At 39.6% G+C, this 18,468-nt stretch carries 12 protein-coding genes; 6 read left to right on the top strand and 6 right to left on the bottom strand.

Annotation, left to right across the window (positions count from 1 at the left end):
* The first annotated feature begins 107 nt into the window (after positions 1 to 107).
* A complete protein-coding gene (gene serB, locus SKA34_RS14240) occupies positions 108 to 1,073 on the top strand; it encodes a phosphoserine phosphatase (RefSeq protein ID WP_006646229.1) in 966 nt (321 codons plus the stop codon).
* A gap of 90 nt (positions 1,074 to 1,163) precedes the next feature.
* Here the strand turns inward: serB and SKA34_RS14245 are convergent, their stop codons facing one another.
* Complete coding sequence (locus SKA34_RS14245) at positions 1,164 to 3,515, bottom strand: PilZ domain-containing protein (protein ID WP_006646230.1); 2,352 nt, start codon at positions 3,513 to 3,515, stop codon at positions 1,164 to 1,166.
* A 147-nt stretch (positions 3,516 to 3,662) separates the two neighbouring features.
* Between SKA34_RS14245 and radA the strand changes: the two genes are divergently transcribed.
* On the top strand, positions 3,663 to 5,057 hold the full coding sequence (gene radA / locus SKA34_RS14250) for a DNA repair protein RadA (RefSeq protein WP_006646231.1): 1,395 nt from the start codon (positions 3,663 to 3,665) through the stop codon (positions 5,055 to 5,057).
* A 67-nt stretch (positions 5,058 to 5,124) separates the two neighbouring features.
* On the opposite strand, the gene SKA34_RS14255 is transcribed toward radA, so the two are convergent.
* The gene (locus SKA34_RS14255) at positions 5,125 to 6,108 is read right to left on the bottom strand and encodes a M23 family metallopeptidase (protein ID WP_006646232.1); all 984 of its coding nucleotides are present in this window, start codon (positions 6,106 to 6,108) and stop codon (positions 5,125 to 5,127) included.
* 186 nt (positions 6,109 to 6,294) lie between these two features.
* Entirely contained in the window at positions 6,295 to 7,962 is a 1,668-nt protein-coding gene (ettA, locus tag SKA34_RS14260) for an energy-dependent translational throttle protein EttA (RefSeq protein WP_006646233.1), read from the bottom strand.
* 263 nt (positions 7,963 to 8,225) lie between these two features.
* Here ettA and sltY point away from each other — a divergent pair, with 263 nt between their 5' ends.
* A complete protein-coding gene (gene sltY / locus SKA34_RS14265) occupies positions 8,226 to 10,175 on the top strand; it encodes a murein transglycosylase (protein WP_006646235.1) in 1,950 nt (649 codons plus the stop codon).
* A gap of 157 nt (positions 10,176 to 10,332) precedes the next feature.
* On the top strand, positions 10,333 to 10,650 hold the full coding sequence (gene trpR / locus SKA34_RS14270; protein ID WP_039860686.1) for a trp operon repressor: 318 nt from the start codon (positions 10,333 to 10,335) through the stop codon (positions 10,648 to 10,650).
* 48 nt (positions 10,651 to 10,698) lie between these two features.
* Here trpR and yjjX read toward each other — a convergent pair whose 3' ends face one another.
* Both yjjX and SKA34_RS14280 read right to left on the bottom strand, forming a co-directional pair.
* Positions 10,699 to 11,214 carry an inosine/xanthosine triphosphatase gene (gene yjjX, locus SKA34_RS14275; RefSeq protein ID WP_006646237.1) on the bottom strand — a complete coding sequence of 172 codons (516 nt, stop codon included), beginning with the start codon at positions 11,212 to 11,214 and terminating at the stop codon, positions 10,699 to 10,701.
* Positions 11,215 to 11,360: 146 nt separating this feature from the next.
* Positions 11,361 to 12,002 carry a helix-turn-helix transcriptional regulator gene (locus SKA34_RS14280; protein ID WP_006646238.1) on the bottom strand — a complete coding sequence of 214 codons (642 nt, stop codon included), beginning with the start codon at positions 12,000 to 12,002 and terminating at the stop codon, positions 11,361 to 11,363.
* A 650-nt stretch (positions 12,003 to 12,652) separates the two neighbouring features.
* Between SKA34_RS14280 and SKA34_RS14285 the strand changes: the two genes are divergently transcribed.
* Both SKA34_RS14285 and SKA34_RS14290 read left to right on the top strand, forming a co-directional pair.
* On the top strand, positions 12,653 to 15,289 hold the full coding sequence (locus tag SKA34_RS14285; protein ID WP_157044500.1) for a hypothetical protein: 2,637 nt from the start codon (positions 12,653 to 12,655) through the stop codon (positions 15,287 to 15,289).
* Positions 15,290 to 15,410: 121 nt separating this feature from the next.
* A complete protein-coding gene (locus tag SKA34_RS14290) occupies positions 15,411 to 16,733 on the top strand; it encodes an IS4-like element ISPhsp1 family transposase (protein WP_006643914.1) in 1,323 nt (440 codons plus the stop codon).
* 57 nt (positions 16,734 to 16,790) lie between these two features.
* Here the strand turns inward: SKA34_RS14290 and ahpF are convergent, their stop codons facing one another.
* Positions 16,791 to 18,371, bottom strand: a complete 1,581-nt coding sequence (gene ahpF / locus SKA34_RS14295) for an alkyl hydroperoxide reductase subunit F (RefSeq protein ID WP_006646240.1) — start codon at positions 18,369 to 18,371, stop codon at positions 16,791 to 16,793.
* Between the last annotated feature and the right edge of the window lie 97 nt (positions 18,372 to 18,468).

Genomic DNA, 18,468 nt, shown 5'->3' on the forward strand with positions numbered 1-18,468 from the left:
TCTGTATCGGTAGTTTGTAAAGAAGTAGCGACAAGTTGCACCATTATTATGATATTGCCATTTAAATCATCGTAATATAGCAATAAGTTACTTTTAGGATAAATAATATGGATATTGAGTACGTGCTGAAAATAAAAAAACACCCCACGCTGTATAAACGTTTCCCACAACTATTAACAGTAACCAATGGTGATAAACGCCAAGCGCAATGGTTATTTTATGGGAAAAATATTAGCCATTATGATATTGAATTATTAAACAGTGCGGTACACGGTGATCTTCAATTACTGGCTGGCTGGAAAGTGGGATCTTATGATGTTTTCACGATCGCTAATGATCTTACTGAACAAGCAGAACAAACACTGGCTGAATTACAATTAGATTACTTCCAACTTTCGGATCTTCCTGAGTTAGCTGAACCAGGGTTAGTCGTTTTCGATATGGACTCTACCGCAATTCAAATTGAATGTATTGATGAAATCGCTAAGTTAGCCGGCGTTGGAGAGCAAGTTGCTGAAGTAACAGAGCGTGCGATGCAAGGTGAACTTGATTTTGAGCAGAGCTTGCGCCAACGTGTTGGTACACTCGCAGGTGCTGATGAAGCGATCTTGGCCCAAGTAAAAGAAAATTTACCTTTTATGCCTGAGATGCGTGAAGTGGTGGCAACATTGCATGCCTATGGTTGGAAAGTAGCAATTGCTTCTGGCGGCTTTACTTATTTCTCTGATTATTTACAGCAAGAGTTAGATTTAGTAGGGGCGTTCTCGAATCAACTAGAAATCGTTGATGGTAAACTAACGGGGAATGTTCTTGGTGATGTGGTGGATGCGCAAGCAAAAGCAAATATCCTGCAAGGTCTTGCTGAGCAATATGATATCGAACTACACAATACGGTCGCTGTGGGCGATGGAGCAAATGATCTGGTGATGATGAAAGCGGCAGGTTTAGGGATTGCTTATCACGCGAAACCGAAAGTTGAACAACAAGCACCAGCAGTGATCCGCCATGCGGATCTTGGTGGTATTTTATGTATCTTATCAGCATCACTCGTACCACAACGACTAAGCTGGTAAATCATTTAGATATAGATAAAAAGTCGTTGATTGTCTCTATTTATTATAGAAACCATCAACGGCTTTTTTAATGGATAAAGAGTCGCATTATTAGCTGATCTCTAATCGAACTAACACTTCATCTGTTATATCAAATATTTCGCCACAACCGATCAAAGAAATAAATTCTGCTTCTAAAGCTCGTGCTCGATGGAGAGTTAAACGGGCTAATTCACTGAGCTTCTCACCAATTAACGCTGTTAAAGGATTAAAAACAGGTAAAGCTGTGACACGAATAGCGATAAAGCTTCCGCTTTTACGTGCAAATGAGATAAAGCGAATACGCTCTTCAACGCTATCAAACTCATAGCTGGCTTTGACTGTTATCTGTTTTATCTTGCCATCAATCTGCTCAAAAGCGATATAGAGTTCATTAACATAAGGTTCACGTATATTCTCGATAGGACGCATTGGATACGCTAACATTTCTTTTACTCGACGCTTAAACAATAAGCCAAGTTCAAAATGTTTTTGATCACCTAGTTGATAAAAAATATCAGCGAGTGGCGACAATGGAAAGTTCGATCCAACAGCTTTGACTTTTATTTTGTGATCTATTTTTTCGGCAAAATAAGGAATGCTATTTAAACGCGTTAATAGCATTTGGTGCATAGCAAGCAACATAGCAGGAGAGGGAAGTTGCTCCTCACAAAGGGCAAACTTTTCTTCATTATTTTTAATGAGTTTACGTAAAAACTTTTCACCTACACGTGATTCTTGACTATCGCGTATCGTAAGTTGGATATTTTTTCCGTTAGGGCTCGTACGAATCACTTGATAGGGCATTCGGCCTAAGATATCGAGCTTAGCTAAGCGCTGTAGTTGCTCAAATTTAATCGCAACGGGATCATCTTTTTTACAGCGAAATGGCGTATCAAGATTAATATTGAGTCCACGGCTCGAAAAGTCGATCGATTGACCATGGCTAATTAATTGCCCTTGTTGATATAACGAGATCGTTGTTTTATAGCTAAAACGTGATTCACTGCGTTGAGGTTTTGGATCAAAATGGATCGCTTCAGCTAAACAAACCGGATTTTTCGGATGCCTAAAAGGATTGATCGCTTGGCTCGATAATGTTGATTTCTGCGTTAAACGATAATCTGATTGGGTATTTTTATGGGTGATATCTTGCAGAACCCCAACATGGGTGAGATCTTGAAATTTCTCAATCATTTCGGGAGCAACATCATTGAGCTTTTCAAGCTCTTGTTGACGTAAAGGGTAAACCGTTAACCGCATTACTCGCCAGCTATCGCGGTGCGAGCCTAATTGCCAAAAAATACGGCGCTGCTCTTGGTCCATTTCAGGTAAGGCGGCAGAATAAAAATAGCGTTGACCTTGATGATCGTGATGGAAGCAATAAATTAAGGTGCTAGATTGCTTTAGCCCTTTATGTCCTAGTGAAGCAATGCGCTGCTCTGATAATAATTGATTGATCACGGGTTGATTACGTTCATCATGCCAGTATTGCCATAAATAACGGTTGTGATCGGTCAGTAAAGCGTATTTAAGCTCAGTATCAGAGAAAAAGAGAGGTAGCCCTACGGTATGTTTAAGAAAGCAATGTTCATAGCCTTGGGTACGCGCTTGAATAATTTTATCTTCATGATTATTTCGATGGCGGAGTATGCCTTTATTTTGACTTGTGACGATCAGTTTTTTTAACGCTTCATTTTCACTTAGCGCAATAAGACGAAGCCATTTAAAGCTAGCGTCTTCAGGGTTATCATCAATACCTAATACACGGTAGCGATGAGATTGCTCTAAAAGAGGCTCATTGTGTATTTCTGCCAATTGTGGGAAGTAAGCATCAATAGTTTGCCCTAATCGATAGCTAAAGGCTGAGGGGACTTTAAACTTCGCTCCGGATGACGAAAGATCCGTCGTCATTCCCCAGATCTGTTGATTGAAAGGAATACTGATAGTTACTGGTGTACTAATTTGTAGTCGATTTTCTTCCCGATGGAGATAATGACCAAAACGGATCAAATTAGCAGTAAATAACTCGGTGGTTGCTTTTTTCTCCGTCGATGTTGCACGCTCACCTTGTTGATGTAATTCTCTAAAATTATTATGCGTATTCACCAAGGCCTCATAGAGACCAACGCAATATTGATTATTGAAGACTTTACTACGACGGTGAAGAATATTAATAGCAACATCATCGAGCCAATGGGTTTGACCATTAAAAGTATAAGAGCGGCACTGACCTTTTACGCGACCACGTAAATCAATGATTTTTTTGCACGGGGTCATTAACCGATTAATTTCCATTTTGATACGGAGTTTGATTGGCCCTGATTCATTACTGGTTAAACTATCAAAAACTTGGTGGAAATCTTCACTTCCATAAGCAGGTAGTAGTTGCTCTATGAGTGCTTTGTAATCGTCCAACTGCATTTTATTTTCTGTTAAAAGATTCACTGATAGTATTATCTGCTGATGGTGATAAAAGTTTAATGAAAAGTAACAAAAATTCATATTTAAGTTGAGGTTTACATTGAATAATATTGGTTTATTCGATGGATTAGACATTTAGGGTAAAGAATGGCAAAAGCAGCAAAACGAGCATATGTTTGTAGTGATTGTGGGATGGACTTTGCTCGTTGGCAAGGTCAGTGCTCTGGATGTAAATCGTGGAATACGATCACTGAATTTACGATCCCTAACACCAAATCTGGATTAACCAGTAGCTCGGCACGTTCAAGTATTGGCGGCTATGCGGGTGTTGTGGGGGGCGGTTCGAAAAAGCTTAATGAAGTTGAAACCGTTGAAGCTGAAAAAATGCTAACGGGCATTGGCGAGCTTGATCGTGTGTTATGTGGTGGTTTAACAACGGGATCAGTGAATATTATTTCTGGTGATCCGGGAGCAGGTAAAACAACGCTATTGTCAGATCTGGTTTCTCGGATGTCACAGCTGATGCCATCACTTTACTGTACTGCAGAAGAATCACTGTCGCAGTTTAAGAATCGTGTAAATCGCCTCAAGCTAAATTGCAATGAAGATAATTTATATCTGATGGCGGAAACCAGTGTTGAAGCGATCATCGCAGAGCTTGAAGTAAAGCAAATCAAGTTTGCGGTAATTGACTCCATTCAGGCAGTATCAACAGAACTTGCCAATGGTAGTCCGGGTTCGCCATCGCAAGTAAAGGCGGCAGCGCAAGCATTAACTCAGTACTGTAAACAAAATAATGTGACGATGTTTTTGATCGCGCATGTGAATAAAAATAATGAAATTGCCGGTCCTCAGACGCTTGTTCACATTGTCGATTCTCTGCTGCACATTGATACTAATGATGGTCAAGTACGTACCCTGCGCGCCAATAAAAACCGTTTTGGTGATGTTGATACGGTAGGTATTTTCCGTATGACAGAGCGAGGTATGCTCAGTGTTGATAACCCAAGTGAGATCTTTTTATCTGGCTCAACAACGGAATCTTCAGGCTCTGCTATTACCTGTATTCGAAAAGGTAACCGTAATCTATTGTTAGAGATCCAGTGTTTAACCACTGAAACTGAAGGTGAATTTCCACAGCGTGTTTGTGTGGGGTTGAATATGAACCGGATTAAGATGCTAACGGGGATCTTACGTAAACATGCGAAGACTAAGATTTACCACGATACCTTTTTTAATATTGTTGGTGGTTTGAAAATTGACGAGTCAGAAACCTGTATTGACTTGGCGCTGGTGGCTGCGTTGTTAAGTAGCCTTAATGAATTTGTGGTACCACGTACTACGTGCATTATGGGTGAACTTAGTCTTAACGGTGATGTGCGCCCAATTGATAGTGGTGTACCTCGAGTAAAAGAAGCAGCGCAGCATGGTTTTACCGAAATTTTTATCCCTTTTCGTAACTACCATAAATCGATGGAAGGCTTAGGGGCGAAGATTACGCCTATCAAAACCATTCATGAACTGTTAGATCTGATCAATTAATGAAAAAGCGAGAGGTGTTTCTTTTGAGTAAAGAGCAGTGCCTCTCGTTTTTCGTTATAGCTTACCGTTAAGGTGTGTTGGCTTGTTTTGGGTTTGATTTCGGCTGATTAACGGTTTGAAACATAGCTTCATGATTTTGAGAAGCAAGCTGTACCTGCATCTCAACCATACTACCAACTGTGTTGAGTAAGGATGCCCATTGCACATTGGGTTCTTTTTTAAAGATGGTGTCGAAACTTTTAATATCCCAATCGACAAAGGGACGTGGATTTAATGGTTTACCTAAAAAGTGGATCTCATAATGGAGATGGGGACCTGTTGAAAGACCTGAATTTCCAGTCCAGCCAATCAATTGACCCTTATTAACAAATTGCCCTGCTTTGACATTAAATTTGCTCATGTGAGAGTAAGTCGATACAAACCCCATAGCGTGATTTAAGATTAGCTGATTACCATAACCACGTTGGCTTTTATTCACTTTCTCTATTACAGCATCGGCAGGGGCATAAATCGGCGTACCTCTTTTTGCCGCAAAGTCTAAGCCATCATGCCTTTTTCGTTGTTTGGTAATGGGATGTACACGAGTACCAAATCCCGATGTTAATTGTACATTCGGGGTGGGCTTACCATTAGGAATAAGCTGAAACAGTGTTGCTTTCATCGCCGAATCAATCGCTGCAGTATTAACGCGTTCTTGAAGATTAAGATCTTTATTTGTTTCATGTAATCCCAGCACATATTCCATGTCATCAATACGCTGATTCAGTATTTTTAATACTTGTTTTTTTTGCTCTATTGTCGCTTTCAACGTTTGATTTAATGCGGTTTCTTCAGATAATGATGCACTGAGCTCTAAGGCTTGGTTTTGTAGTTTAGAAAGTTGCTGGTGGGAGTGTTGGGCTGAGACATAAAGCTCAAACATGGTTTGTGTACTGTAGATAAGCACGCTACAAAATAGAAATAGGGCGATATAACGAAAATGGTTAGTCAGTAATGTTTTTTTATTACTATTACGTAGTTTTGTAGTAAACGATTTTATATTAAACATCATAAAAGAAGACACATTGAGCAATTTCTGAAGTTAGAGTCTATGTGTTCAGAACAATTATTGCTAGTTACCTTACTCTCATTTGTGTAACAGCTATACGGTTTTATAGTCTTATCTCCCCTGTTTTTATTAAGAAATAAAAAAGAGCAACCGAAGTTGCTCTTTATATTTTTGTTATTGGTTTAGCGCTTATTTAGCAATACGCTTGTACTTAATACGGTGTGGTTCTGCCGCATCAGCGCCCAGCGTTTTCTTCAACCAATCGGTGTATTCAGTAAAGTTACCTTCAAAGAAGCTCACCTGACCTTCATCACGGTAGTCAAGAATATGGGTTGCTACACGGTCGAGGAACCAACGGTCGTGCGAGATCACCATTGCACAACCAGGGAACTCTAGTAGCGCTTCTTCAAGTGCACGTAGCGTTTCAACGTCAAGGTCGTTGGTTGGCTCATCGAGCAGTAATACGTTACCGCCTGCTTTCAGTAACTTTGCAAGGTGAACACGGTTACGTTCACCACCAGAGAGATCGCCAATGCGTTTCTGATGATCACTGCCTTTGAAGTTAAAACGAGAGACATAAGCACGTGCAGGAATTTCGAAGTTGTTGATCTTGATGATATCAGCGCCTTCAGAAATTTCTTGGTAAACCGTGTTGTTGTCGTTCATGCTATCGCGGAACTGATCAACCGATGCCAATTTAACCGTATCACCTAGCTCAATCGTGCCTGAATCAGGTTGCTCTGTGCCACTTAGCATTTTAAATAGCGTTGATTTACCCGCGCCGTTAGCACCGATGATACCGACGATAGCACCTTTAGGCATACTGAATGATAAGTCATCAATTAATACGCGATCACCGAACGATTTAGTCAGGTTTTTCACTTCGATAACTTTATCACCTAGACGCTCACCTGGCGGAATAAATAGCTCGTTAGTCTCATTACGCTTTTGGTGTTCGTTAGTGCTTAGCTCTTCAAAGCGTGCCATACGTGCTTTCGATTTCGCTTGGCGGCCTTTAGGGTTTTGACGAACCCACTCTAGCTCTTTCTCGATGGTTTTTTGTAGTGCACGCTCTTGAGAAGCTTCTTGTTTTAGACGCGCATCTTTTTGCTCAAGCCAAGAGGTGTAGTTACCTTGCCATGGAATACCTTCACCACGGTCAAGCTCTAAAATCCAACCTGCCGCGTTATCAAGGAAGTAACGGTCGTGCGTGATAGCCACAACAGTACCGTTGTAATCAACCAAAAAGTGCTCAAGCCATGCCACTGATTCTGCATCTAAGTGGTTGGTTGGTTCGTCCAGTAGAAGCATGTCAGGCTTATCAAGCAGTAGACGACAAATCGCGACACGGCGACGCTCACCACCCGATAGGTTCTTAATCACAGCATCCCAGTCAGGTAGGCGTAGGGCATCTGCTGCACGCTCAAGTTGCATACCAAGGTTGTGACCATCTTTAGTTTCGATCAGCGCTTCAAGGTCGCCTTGCTCTTTTGCAAGTGCATCAAAATCTGCATCAGGTTCTGCGTAAGCTGCGTATACTTGATCTAAACGTATCAGTGCTTCTTTTACATCAGACACTGATTCTTCAACGATTTCACGTACCGTTTTACTTTCATCTAGAATTGGTTCCTGAGGAAGGTAACCGATTTTTAGACCAGCTTGAGGGCGCGCTTCACCTTCGATATCGGTATCGATACCCGCCATAATGCGAAGTAGTGTTGATTTACCGGCACCGTTTAGACCTAGGACACCGATCTTAGCGCCAGGGAAAAAGCTTAGTGAAATATCTTTTAAAATTTGACGCTTAGGTGGGACGATTTTTCCCACTCGCGACATGGTATAGACGTAATCAGCCATATCCGTGTGTGATCTCTACTTAAAAAATGAAAGGGAATATTTTACCTGTTCTGGACTGAAGTTTAACAGAATTGTTTATATTTAGTGGTGAGAGTAATAAAAAACTGACTCAAAAAAGCAGGTTGATTTCGCATTAATGTTACAAAAGGCTATTCTGTTATCTGAATCGGCTTATGAATTATTTGCTAATATTATTGTCTCAGATTTAGTTGCTGGTACCGTTTAGCCATAGCAACAGGGATTTTACTTTTATCTATATTGACATGGAGCTTCTAGTGCCACGCATTCCAACTTCCCCTAATATTTTTTCAATAGCACTGTTATCACTGGGTATTGTTAGCACGTTTACAGTGCAGGCAGCATCGTTAGAGCAACAGCGTACTTGGTATGATCAAGCGCAATCAGCGTTTGATAAAAAAGACATGGCAACATTTAACGCTAACAAAAGAAAATTAGGTGGGTATCCGCTATATCCATACTTGGAATACCGTCTATTTAATAAAGACTTAGATGATAAAACACCTAGCCAAGTAAAAATCTTTGTTAACAAATATAAGGCATTGCCTTTTAGCCAAACCATTCAGCGTAACTACTTGTCTTCTCTTGCTGGAGATGACAGGTGGCGCGATTTCCTATCGGTACAGCCGACAGAGCCAAGTCGCACTTCTCTAAAATGTTCTTACTTCTATGCTAAGAGCCAAACGGGCCATGCAAGCCAAGCGTGGGCGGGAGCCGAGAAACTGTGGAAGACGGGGAGTTCATTGCCTTCGGTTTGTGATCCATTATTAGATGCATGGACTGCTGCGGGGAAACGTACTAATACATTGATCCTTGATCGTATGTTGCTAGCGTTTGAAAAAGGAAATAAGAGTTTAGTGGCTTACCTTGATAAACAATTATCGGGTAGTGCACAAGCAACAGGGGATAAAATCCTTGCGCTATTAGATAAGCCTCAAGGTGTTGCTGATTTTGCTAAACAAAGCAAAGTGACGAAGTTCAACCAAGCGTTAACTGAACCTGCATATTATCGATTAGCTCGTACTGATGTTAAGCAAGCTGTTGCTTCATATAACCAAGTGGTTTCAGGTCAGCATTTTGATAAAGCGACCAAGCAAGTATTGGCTGATGCGGTTGCATCACGACTTATGTCAACCAGCGATCCTGTGCTAGCGAAATGGCGTGATAGTAAACTGAAAACGAGCCAGAACGTAAGTATTTTAGAGCGCCGTATTCGTAATTCGATCCGTGAAGCGGATTGGAGTAGCGTACAAACGTGGATCAATCGTCTACCCAAAGAGGCGAAAGATAGCTCTCGCTGGACATTCTGGGAAGCTCAGCTGCTAGCAAAAAAAGGCCAGAAGAAGCAAGCAGATAAAATTTATCAATCACTGTTAGGCGAACGTGATTTTTACAGTGCTGCCGCTGCAACAATTTTACACAAGCCGATTGTATACCCTAATCAAAAAGGGCCAACTTCGACGAAGCTGATCCAGCCACATATAAAGACATTAAAGCGTATTGGTGAGTTGATTGATACTGATAGGTTGGTAGCAGCTAACCGTGAATGGGGCTATTTGTTATCGAAAGCTCAAGGGGTACAAACTAAACGTCAGTTAGCGGTTTATGCGGAAAAACATAAGTGGCATCACTTAGCGGTTCAGGCGACTATTTCAGGTAAATTGTGGGATCATATGGCACTTCGTTTTCCACTCGCGCATAAATGGTGGTTTGACTTCTTTAGTAAAAAACGTGGTATACCGACATCAACCATGATGGCATTAGCTCGACAAGAAAGTGCCTTAAATATTCATGCACAATCACACGTTGGTGCGCGTGGCTTAATGCAATTAATGCCAGCAACAGCAGCGCATACGGCGAAGAAATTAGGTCGAGATTATTCCGGTAAAGAAAGCTTATTCGATCCCGGCGTTAATATTCGCTTAGGCAGTGGCTATCTAAAAATGATGCTAGATAAAAACGACGATAATCGTATCTATTCTTTTGCCTCGTATAACGCAGGACCTGGTCGTGTAAGACAGTGGAAAAAACAGACCGATGGTAAGTTAGATGTGTATAGCTTTATTGAGCAAATTCCATTTAATGAAACTCGAGGTTATGTGCAAAACGTGCTTATGTTCGATGTGTACTACAACGAACTAATGGGTAAAAAGGCACCGTTATTAACACAGAAAGAATTAAAAGCACGTTATTAATAACAGCGACTTACCTATCGCGATTAACCATAAAAGCCGAGTGTCGTGACACTCGGCTTTTTATTATTTGTAATAACGAGAATTACTGGCTGATATCTTGGTGTCGATAGATTATCAAGGTACACTGCAGCAAGATGACATACCTGATGAGGTAACTATGACAACAACTTCTGACAGCCCTGACTTCACCGAGTGGCAGAATGTACTTGATTTGATCCGCCATGCTTCTGCAGAGGAGCGAGATGCGTTGTTACTCCAAGTATTATTAACCCATGATGAGCGAGAAGCATTAATTGCACGTGTGAATATCGTCCATGAATTACTGAATGGTGAACGAAGTCAGCGTAAGATCAGTGAATTATTAGGGGTCGGTGTCGCTACAATCACCCGAGGTTCTAATGAGTTAAAACATCAGGATGATGAAACAAAAGTATGGTTAGCGAATTTTCTTGCGCAGAATAAACCAGAGCAATAATTATGTTGAAAATAGGATATTGTTAACTCAACAATATCCTATTTTTTGTTAGAACAATTGCGGATTAAGGAAAGGGATCAAAGCCAAGATTAACGCTTGCTGATAAACCGAGCTTCGCGTTAATAAATGATTTGTGAGCATCGCAATTGCTCCACCTTGTTGTTTCACATTTTGTTGGTTAAACATTTCATCCATAATGTCACCTAACTCCATTCCTTGTTGTATTTTCTCAAGTGCTGATGGCGGTAACGGTAATGATGCTGAGCGTGATTCACTATATTGCCCATTATGCTCAATCACCATCCATGCAAACGTAAACTTATCGTCAATCCCCGCTTCTAATCCCACAATATAGTCAGCCTTAGGACATTGTTCACGACAGTGTTTTACCCTATTTCGTGCGCCCAATAAGGTTTCTTCATTGGTTAGGGGCTGATCTCGCACACCACTTTGAGCAGCAATACCTTCAACATTAAAAGAAAGCATAGGAAAAGCGAGAGAAAAAGCATCGCGTACAGCAGCAATTTTTGCAGGGTTAGTTGAAGCGACCATAACTGTTTGCATGAGTGAATACCTAAATCAAATCGAATGCGTCTCAGTGTACTGGAAAGATATTGAGTCGGTAAACTATTGAAATGATATTGGGAAAAGGAAAATAAAAAAGCCTGCGATTTCTTGCAGGCTTTCGTTACTTTGATTACCTCTGATAATTACAGGCGATCGTAAGCCCAATCAGATTGGATGATGTAACCGTGAATTTGAAACTCATCGTTGTTAACGAACAAGTTAGGAAAATCAGGTTGTGATGTCGAGAATACAACACCATCAGCGAGTTGCGTCATATGGTAAAAGTCAGGCTCACTCCCACGAACAGAGGCAAAAACAGGTTGCTTAGGACGGTAATCAGCATTTTTTGTCGCTAGTGCATAGCTACCAACAGGCGCACATTGTGAAATATTTTCGTTATCGATTAATAGGCCTAAACACTCTTCACGCTCTAGATGCTGGGGGATCGCACGCTTGCTGATCACCTCGACAGAGCTACCGTCGTTATATGCTGAAAAGTCTTTACGGTGAATAACAGGGATGTAAGTGCATGTTGCGGCACTATCTAACTCAGTACTGATTGTTGTTGTTGCTTGAGTACCAGTATCGACCTGACCTGTTAAAATATAACCAATAGAGGTATTTAATGTATCTGCAATTTTATCTAGTTCACGAACTTCAATGCCGTACTTACCGGATAGTTTACGGCTCATCGTGCCTTGTTGAAGATCTAGAGCTTCGCCAAGTTGCTTCTGGCTGATACCTTGTACCTTAGCCAAACGCTTAATTCTCTCTAAATATTCCATAACATTAGCTTCCTGCTTTAAAAAAGGAGAATGCAAAGGGCATTCTTAAAAGTCATAACTGAGTTTACTGATAATTGTAATAAAGGAATCACTCAAGGAACAAAAGTGCGATTTATCTAGTTAAAGAAATATACCCTGAAGGAAATATGGGTAAAAAAAGGGACAAAATACGCGATTAAAAAAAAGTGGCTATAAAAGAATATCGCTAATACTGTATGAAATGTCACTTTAATAGCGTTAATGATTATAAGGCATTGATTAAAATAATTATATTAATGAGTTTGGTTGGTTTTCATGATGTCTTATTCAGGATTGATATGTGTTTCGATGCATATTTTATTTGAAATGGAAATTAATAACCGCATTGCTTAGTGTTTATAGGTATTTAATCGGTATTGTGTTTATTAATAGATATTTAATATTAACAATTTTATTGATTCCTTATTGGAATAACTATGGGTGAGATTGTCATCATAGAAGGAATTTTAAATACAAGAAAGACTGCTATGATAATTTCAATAAAATCAATATTTAAGCTGTAGATGAGAGGTTGAGCTAAGGAATCATCGAATACACTATCACTTCGTTATGCGCATAGATGCGTATTGTGTATGCTCTTGGTTAAATTGTATTGATTAAGGGAATAGTTGGTGAGATATATAGTGGTTTCAATTATGCTTTTGGCTATGTTTGGTTGTAAGGAAGATAATGAAAAAAGTAATATTGAACCTTTATCTGATGTAGAGTCTTTTGCACGCTCTAATGAGCAAGACGTTGTTGACAGTAATGATGCCTTACCCCCAGAAAACCCTCCCGTTATAAATGATAATGTTTCTTCTCAGCCTGAAGGTTCAACGGTTGTTGATGAAGAGATGGAAGATAATGTTTTTCCTCAGCCTGAAGGTTCAACGGTTGTTGATGAAGAGATGGAAGATAATGTTTTTCCTCAGCCTGAAGGTTCAACGGTTGTTGATGAAGACATGGAAGATAATGTTTCTCCTCAGCCTGAAGGTTCAACGGTTGTTGATGAAGACATGGGAAATAATGTTTCTCCTCAGCCTGAAGATTCAATAGCTGTTGATGAGAATATTGAAGGAGATGAGACGCTTCCGATACCGGATCAAAATGAAAAAAAACAAGATATTAACTTACTTGTTTCAGTTGATGGTGTAAACGTTCCTCATTCAGATTTATTAGTATTTGATAAAGAAAACCGATTTATTATAAAAGATAATACTCAATATATATTACATAAAATTTCCGGCTGTAACGGTTACCTTGATAATGGTCATTATATTATTAATGATATAAGTAGCTGTAACATTAATGCTGAATTTAAGACGAAAAAATATCACGTAACGTCTAAAATTGAGGGCGATGGTGAGCTGTTACCATCAGATTTTCATATAGAAAAAGATAAAAAAACTAATGTAACTATATCCCCAAGTAAATTTAATAAGCTTATTTCTATAAAAGGATGTAATGGCGAATTAAAAGGTGAATTATATGCCATTGATAGCGTAAATAATGATTGTGAAATAGAAGCTTTATTTGAAAAGGAACCGTTGACATCGATAAAATATGAAAATGTAAAATATACTGAGACAAATCTTCTTGTATCACCAAAAAAAACACCGATAATTGACGCTGTTATCAGTAATATTGAAAGCAATCAACCGAGCAATAAATTTAACTTTACAGATATATATTTCAATTATATTGATGGTTACTGGCACATAGATAATAAAACATCATTACCTTTAAAAATGCTTTCTGTTAAGTTTGACGGTAATATAGTGCTAATACAATTATCACAACAATTACCACCATATAGCTCTGGAATACTCGATTTTTATTCTGTATCTCCCGCTGATATAAAACTTGAAAGCCAAACTAAAATGTTTAACCCCCAGATGATAATGGGGCCTTATCAAGATTTATGTTCTGAAAAAGAAGGCGATGGTACGGCATGTTATTCTTTACCTGATGAAGTAGAAAGAAAAATTATTGAGGTCTATTTAGCTAATATGCATTTATTAGCAAATACATTTAATTACACAAAAGAAAAAGATGATTTTTTTGAAAGACGATGCAGTCTGAATAACGAACAATGTGATAATTATAGTGATGATTTACTTCCTATTTCACAACGAAATTTAATGCGATTTGGTGCAGAGGGTCACCGATTAACATTAAAAGTGATGAGAAATAAATACAAAGCAGAAGGCGTCGGAGGGGGAAGTACGCCAAACTTATCGTTATTTGAAACAACGACAGGTGGGTGGGCTTCGATTTACTACAAGTACACTAAACCTGATTATAGTAAGTACAGACATTTTACTAATTCAGCTTACACGACTTGGTATCATGAAATCGCTCATGGCTTTGGTTATGGGCACTCGAGTGGCATGACGTACGGTTTTGCTGATTATTTTTCAGCAAGTCTCGTTTCAAATGATCTAACTGAAATTGAAAGAACGCAATTACCTTTAAATCCTATTCCTGAATTATTATTAGAAACTGAATTTATAGATGATAATAAAATTAACATCGAATTCTTATCTAATACAGGCGCCGAATTAAAAAATGTAAAACTTGATGTTTTAACGTCTTGTCCATGGAACTATTCACTTTCATATTATGACACTTATGAAAATGACTCTGCTGTTATCCATTATGATGATGCCCCTAAGTGTCCTTTGTTTTTAAGAGCGATATCGAGTGATTTAAAATTCATTGCCACTAAGAAAATAAGTAAGTTTGAACTAACAACATCGAAGCAATATAAGATAAAAAATAAAACGTTTACTATTCTTAGTGATAGGCTTTTAGATAGAGATGCAAATGGATGGGGAATTAGAAGCCTTTGCCCTTTAAATAACCATTTAGCAACGAAAGATGAGTATAGTGAATTATGGCAATACTTATATGATGCTGATAAGTTAGCGTCTTTATCAAAAAAACTATATTTGGCATCAGATGGTCCCAGAAGTTATGTTATTTGGCAACTTAACCTTACTGTGGATGAAATGATATCTAAACATTATGGAATGACGAAATTTTTAAACTACCAAGGTCTGGCTTGTGTGACGGATGAACCATTAAAATCTAATGATGAATATCAGGAACTTAATCTTGATAAAGAGTTTAATGATCCAAAGTATTGGCATACAACTGAATTAAATGATGTACTTTTTGGTAAAGTTAAAAAAGAAAACTTCTGGCATGTAAGTAAAATAGAAAAAGTATTGTTTAATAAATACTATTTCCTTAAGTTAAATAATTAATTTTTATTGTTATAATAAAAAGACCGACTCTTTTGAGTCTAATGCCGATCGTTTAAGGTACTTGAACGATCCTAAGATCGCGTGATAATCCCTACCAACTTTTGTTGGTAGGGATTTTTATATGTTATTTGATGAGTTAAACCAAGCGCATGAAACGATAGAAAATAGTAGTAACTATGAGTCTGTTGTCAATGCTATTGAGATGGAATGGATTGAACAGGCTCTTCATAATACTAACAAAGCAAGTATTCGGCGTCGCCGATTACCAGCTCAACAAGCCGTATGGCTCGTCATTTGGATGGGTTTGCAACGCAACAAATCTATCAAGGAAGTATGCAGCTCTCTAGACTTAGCTCTTCAACCTCAACCAGAGAATAGTTGGTCTAGAGTTGCGCCTAGTGTTCTCACGGACAGTCGACGTCGATTGGATGAGGCTCCCTTAGCCGCACTTTTTAAGACAGCTATTTCGGCATGGAAAGCCGATGCACTTCAGCTAAACAGCGTCCTAAAACTCAATGTTCTTGCTGTCGACGGTACGACTTTTCGATGTCCTGACTCAGAAGAAAATGCTGAATCATTTGGCTTCATTTCTAAGAGCTACAAACCTTACCCTCAGCTTCGATTAGTTGGACTGATGGCTGCTGAAACTCGCATGATGCTGGGCGCATCGTTTGATGCGTGCAATGTTGGTGAAGCGACATTAGCGCATCGCCTGCTAACAGATGTTCCCTGTAATTCACTAACCTTATTCGACCGTTGCTATTTCTCTGCAGATTTACTAATTAACTGGCAAAAAGCGGCAACTAACAGTCACTGGTTAACACCAATAAAGCGTAAGCTTCGTTATGAAGTTCTTGAGGAATACGCTCACAACGACATGCTCATCGAGATGCCAATATCGCCGCAGGCGAGAAAGAAGAACTCTGAGCTGCCTGACACCTGGCAAGCAAGGCTTATACTGTACAAAGATCCTGCGGGTGAAATTGAAGGTTTTATTACCTCTTTGGTAGACCCAAATCAATACCCACTCGAAGAGCTACTGCGTATCTACTGGCAGCGTTGGGAGATAGAAGAAGGCTTTGGTGAGATAAAACAAACTCAGTTGCAAAGCGAAGTTACCCTGAGGAGTCGGTTCCCATCTGGAGTAAAACAAGAACTCTGGGGGGTGTTGCTAGCATATAACTTAGTGCGACTAGAAATGGTACAGATAGCCGCAGATGCAGATGTGAAGCCGACTCGAGTGAGTTTTACGGCAGCAATTAACCTCATTGACAACCAGCTTAGGTGGTTAGCATTAAGTCCAGATGGAACACTCCCAGCGAAGCTCAAGCAAATGCGTGAGGCCGTGAGCCACTTTATTCTTCCAGATAAAAGAAAGGACCGAACGTTTCCACGTTCAGTCCTGTTTGTGCCATCCAAGTATCCGTTTAGGTATAAACGATGATGCTTATCCGAACGGCATTAGACTCTTTTGAGTCGGCCTTTAAAATTAATAGTTATGCTATTTATTATTTGGTACAGGGGTGCGAATTAAGTAATCAAATGCCCCTAAACTTGCTTTAGCACCTTCACCCATTGCAATAATGATTTGCTTGTAAGGAACCGTTGTTACATCACCTGCTGCAAAAATACCGTTAACGTTGGTATTACCGTGAGCACCAATTTCAATCTCACCACGTGGTGTTAATGCAACTACTGACTCTTTTAGCCATTCAGTATTTGGTACTAAACCAATCTGAACAAAAATACCTGCAAGTTCGATGTGTTTGATTTCATCCGTGTTACGATCTTTGTAACTGATACCTGTAACGCGAGTACCATCGCCAACCACTTCTGTCGTTTGTGCCATTTTTATAATATCGATGTTAGGCATGCTTTCTGCTTTATTGATCAACACTTGGTCAGCACGTAAGGTGTCAGCAAATTCAAGAACAGTCACATGTTCAACAATACCGGCAAGATCAATCGCTGCTTCAATACCTGAGTTACCACCACCGATAACAGCAGTGCGCTTGCCTTTGAATAATGGACCGTCACAGTGAGGACAGTAAGCCACACCTTTATTACGGTACTCTTGCTCACCAGGAACGTTCATTTCACGCCAGCGAGCACCAGTACTGATAATCACGCTACGCGCCTTTAGCATAGCGCCGCTTTCTAGATAAACGTGCGTATAACCATCTTCAGTATCAGCCGCTTCAACAATGTTATTAACACGCTGCTCGCTCATAATATCAACGTTGTATTGTTTTACGTGCTCTTCAAGGCTTGCCGCTAAACGGGGGCCTTGGGTTTCTTTAACAGAAATAAAGTTCTCGATAGACATGGTATCCATTACCTGACCACCGAAACGCTCAGCAACAACACCAGTACGAATACCTTTACGTGCAGCGTAGATTGCAGCAGATGCACCAGCAGGGCCACCACCGACAACTAATACATCAAATGGGGCTTTTTCGTTTAGGTTTGCCGCTACTTTCTTAGCAGCGCCTGTATCTAACTTATTTAAAATTTCAGTTAGCGACATACGACCTTGACCAAAGACTTCACCGTTCACATAAATAGTCGGTACAGCCATGATATTACGTTCAGTTACTTCATCTTGGAAAGCAGCGCCATCAATCATGCTTGCTTTAATGCGTGGGTTAATCGCTGCCATCATGTTGAATGCTTGCACAACATCAGGACAGTTCTGGCATGATAATGAAATAAAGGTTTCAACAACAATATCTTGATCTAAAGCCGCGATTTGGTCGATAACCGCTTGCTCTATTTTCATTGGGTGACCACCACTGTGTAGTAGCGCCAATACCAATGAAGTAAATTCGTGTCCCATTGGCAGACCTGCAAAGCTGATTGAGGTCTGTTTGGTTGGGTTAACCACTTGCATTACAGGCTTACGTTCACTGGCATTATTATCTTCAATAACACTAACTTTATCGTTTAGTTCTGCGATTTCGTGAGCAAGCTCATGCAGTTTTTGTGCAGTGTCACTATCATCTAAACTTAATACCAGTTGGATATCTGTTTTTAAATTTTCTAAATACGCTTTTAATTGCTGCTTCATGCTTTGTTCTAACATAATCTTGCCTTTTTAATTTATTTACGGCTTCACAGCAGATAAAGAATGCGGATCTACTGTTATACGACATATCGCCTATATAAAAAGGCTTAAATAT

Source organism: Photobacterium sp. SKA34 (assembly GCF_000153325.1).
In the GTDB taxonomy this organism is placed as follows: domain Bacteria; phylum Pseudomonadota; class Gammaproteobacteria; order Enterobacterales; family Vibrionaceae; genus Photobacterium.

What these genes read in the sequence shown, in the direction of transcription:
- serB (WP_006646229.1), top strand. Translation starts at nt 108, where the DNA reads ATGGATATTGAGTACGTGCTGAAAATAAAAAAACACCCCACGCTGTAT.
- radA (WP_006646231.1), top strand. Translation starts at nt 3,663, where the DNA reads ATGGCAAAAGCAGCAAAACGAGCATATGTTTGTAGTGATTGTGGGATG.
- sltY (WP_006646235.1), top strand. Translation starts at nt 8,226, where the DNA reads ATGGAGCTTCTAGTGCCACGCATTCCAACTTCCCCTAATATTTTTTCA.
- yjjX (WP_006646237.1), bottom strand. Translation starts at nt 11,214, where the DNA reads ATGCAAACAGTTATGGTCGCTTCAACTAACCCTGCAAAAATTGCTGCT.
- ahpF (WP_006646240.1), bottom strand. Translation starts at nt 18,371, where the DNA reads ATGTTAGAACAAAGCATGAAGCAGCAATTAAAAGCGTATTTAGAAAAT.
- SKA34_RS14290 (WP_006643914.1), top strand. Translation starts at nt 15,411, where the DNA reads ATGTTATTTGATGAGTTAAACCAAGCGCATGAAACGATAGAAAATAGT.
- ettA (WP_006646233.1), bottom strand. Translation starts at nt 7,962, where the DNA reads ATGGCTGATTACGTCTATACCATGTCGCGAGTGGGAAAAATCGTCCCA.
- SKA34_RS14255 (WP_006646232.1), bottom strand. Translation starts at nt 6,108, where the DNA reads ATGATGTTTAATATAAAATCGTTTACTACAAAACTACGTAATAGTAAT.
- SKA34_RS14245 (WP_006646230.1), bottom strand. Translation starts at nt 3,515, where the DNA reads ATGCAGTTGGACGATTACAAAGCACTCATAGAGCAACTACTACCTGCT.
- SKA34_RS14280 (WP_006646238.1), bottom strand. Translation starts at nt 12,002, where the DNA reads ATGGAATATTTAGAGAGAATTAAGCGTTTGGCTAAGGTACAAGGTATC.
- trpR (WP_039860686.1), top strand. Translation starts at nt 10,333, where the DNA reads ATGACAACAACTTCTGACAGCCCTGACTTCACCGAGTGGCAGAATGTA.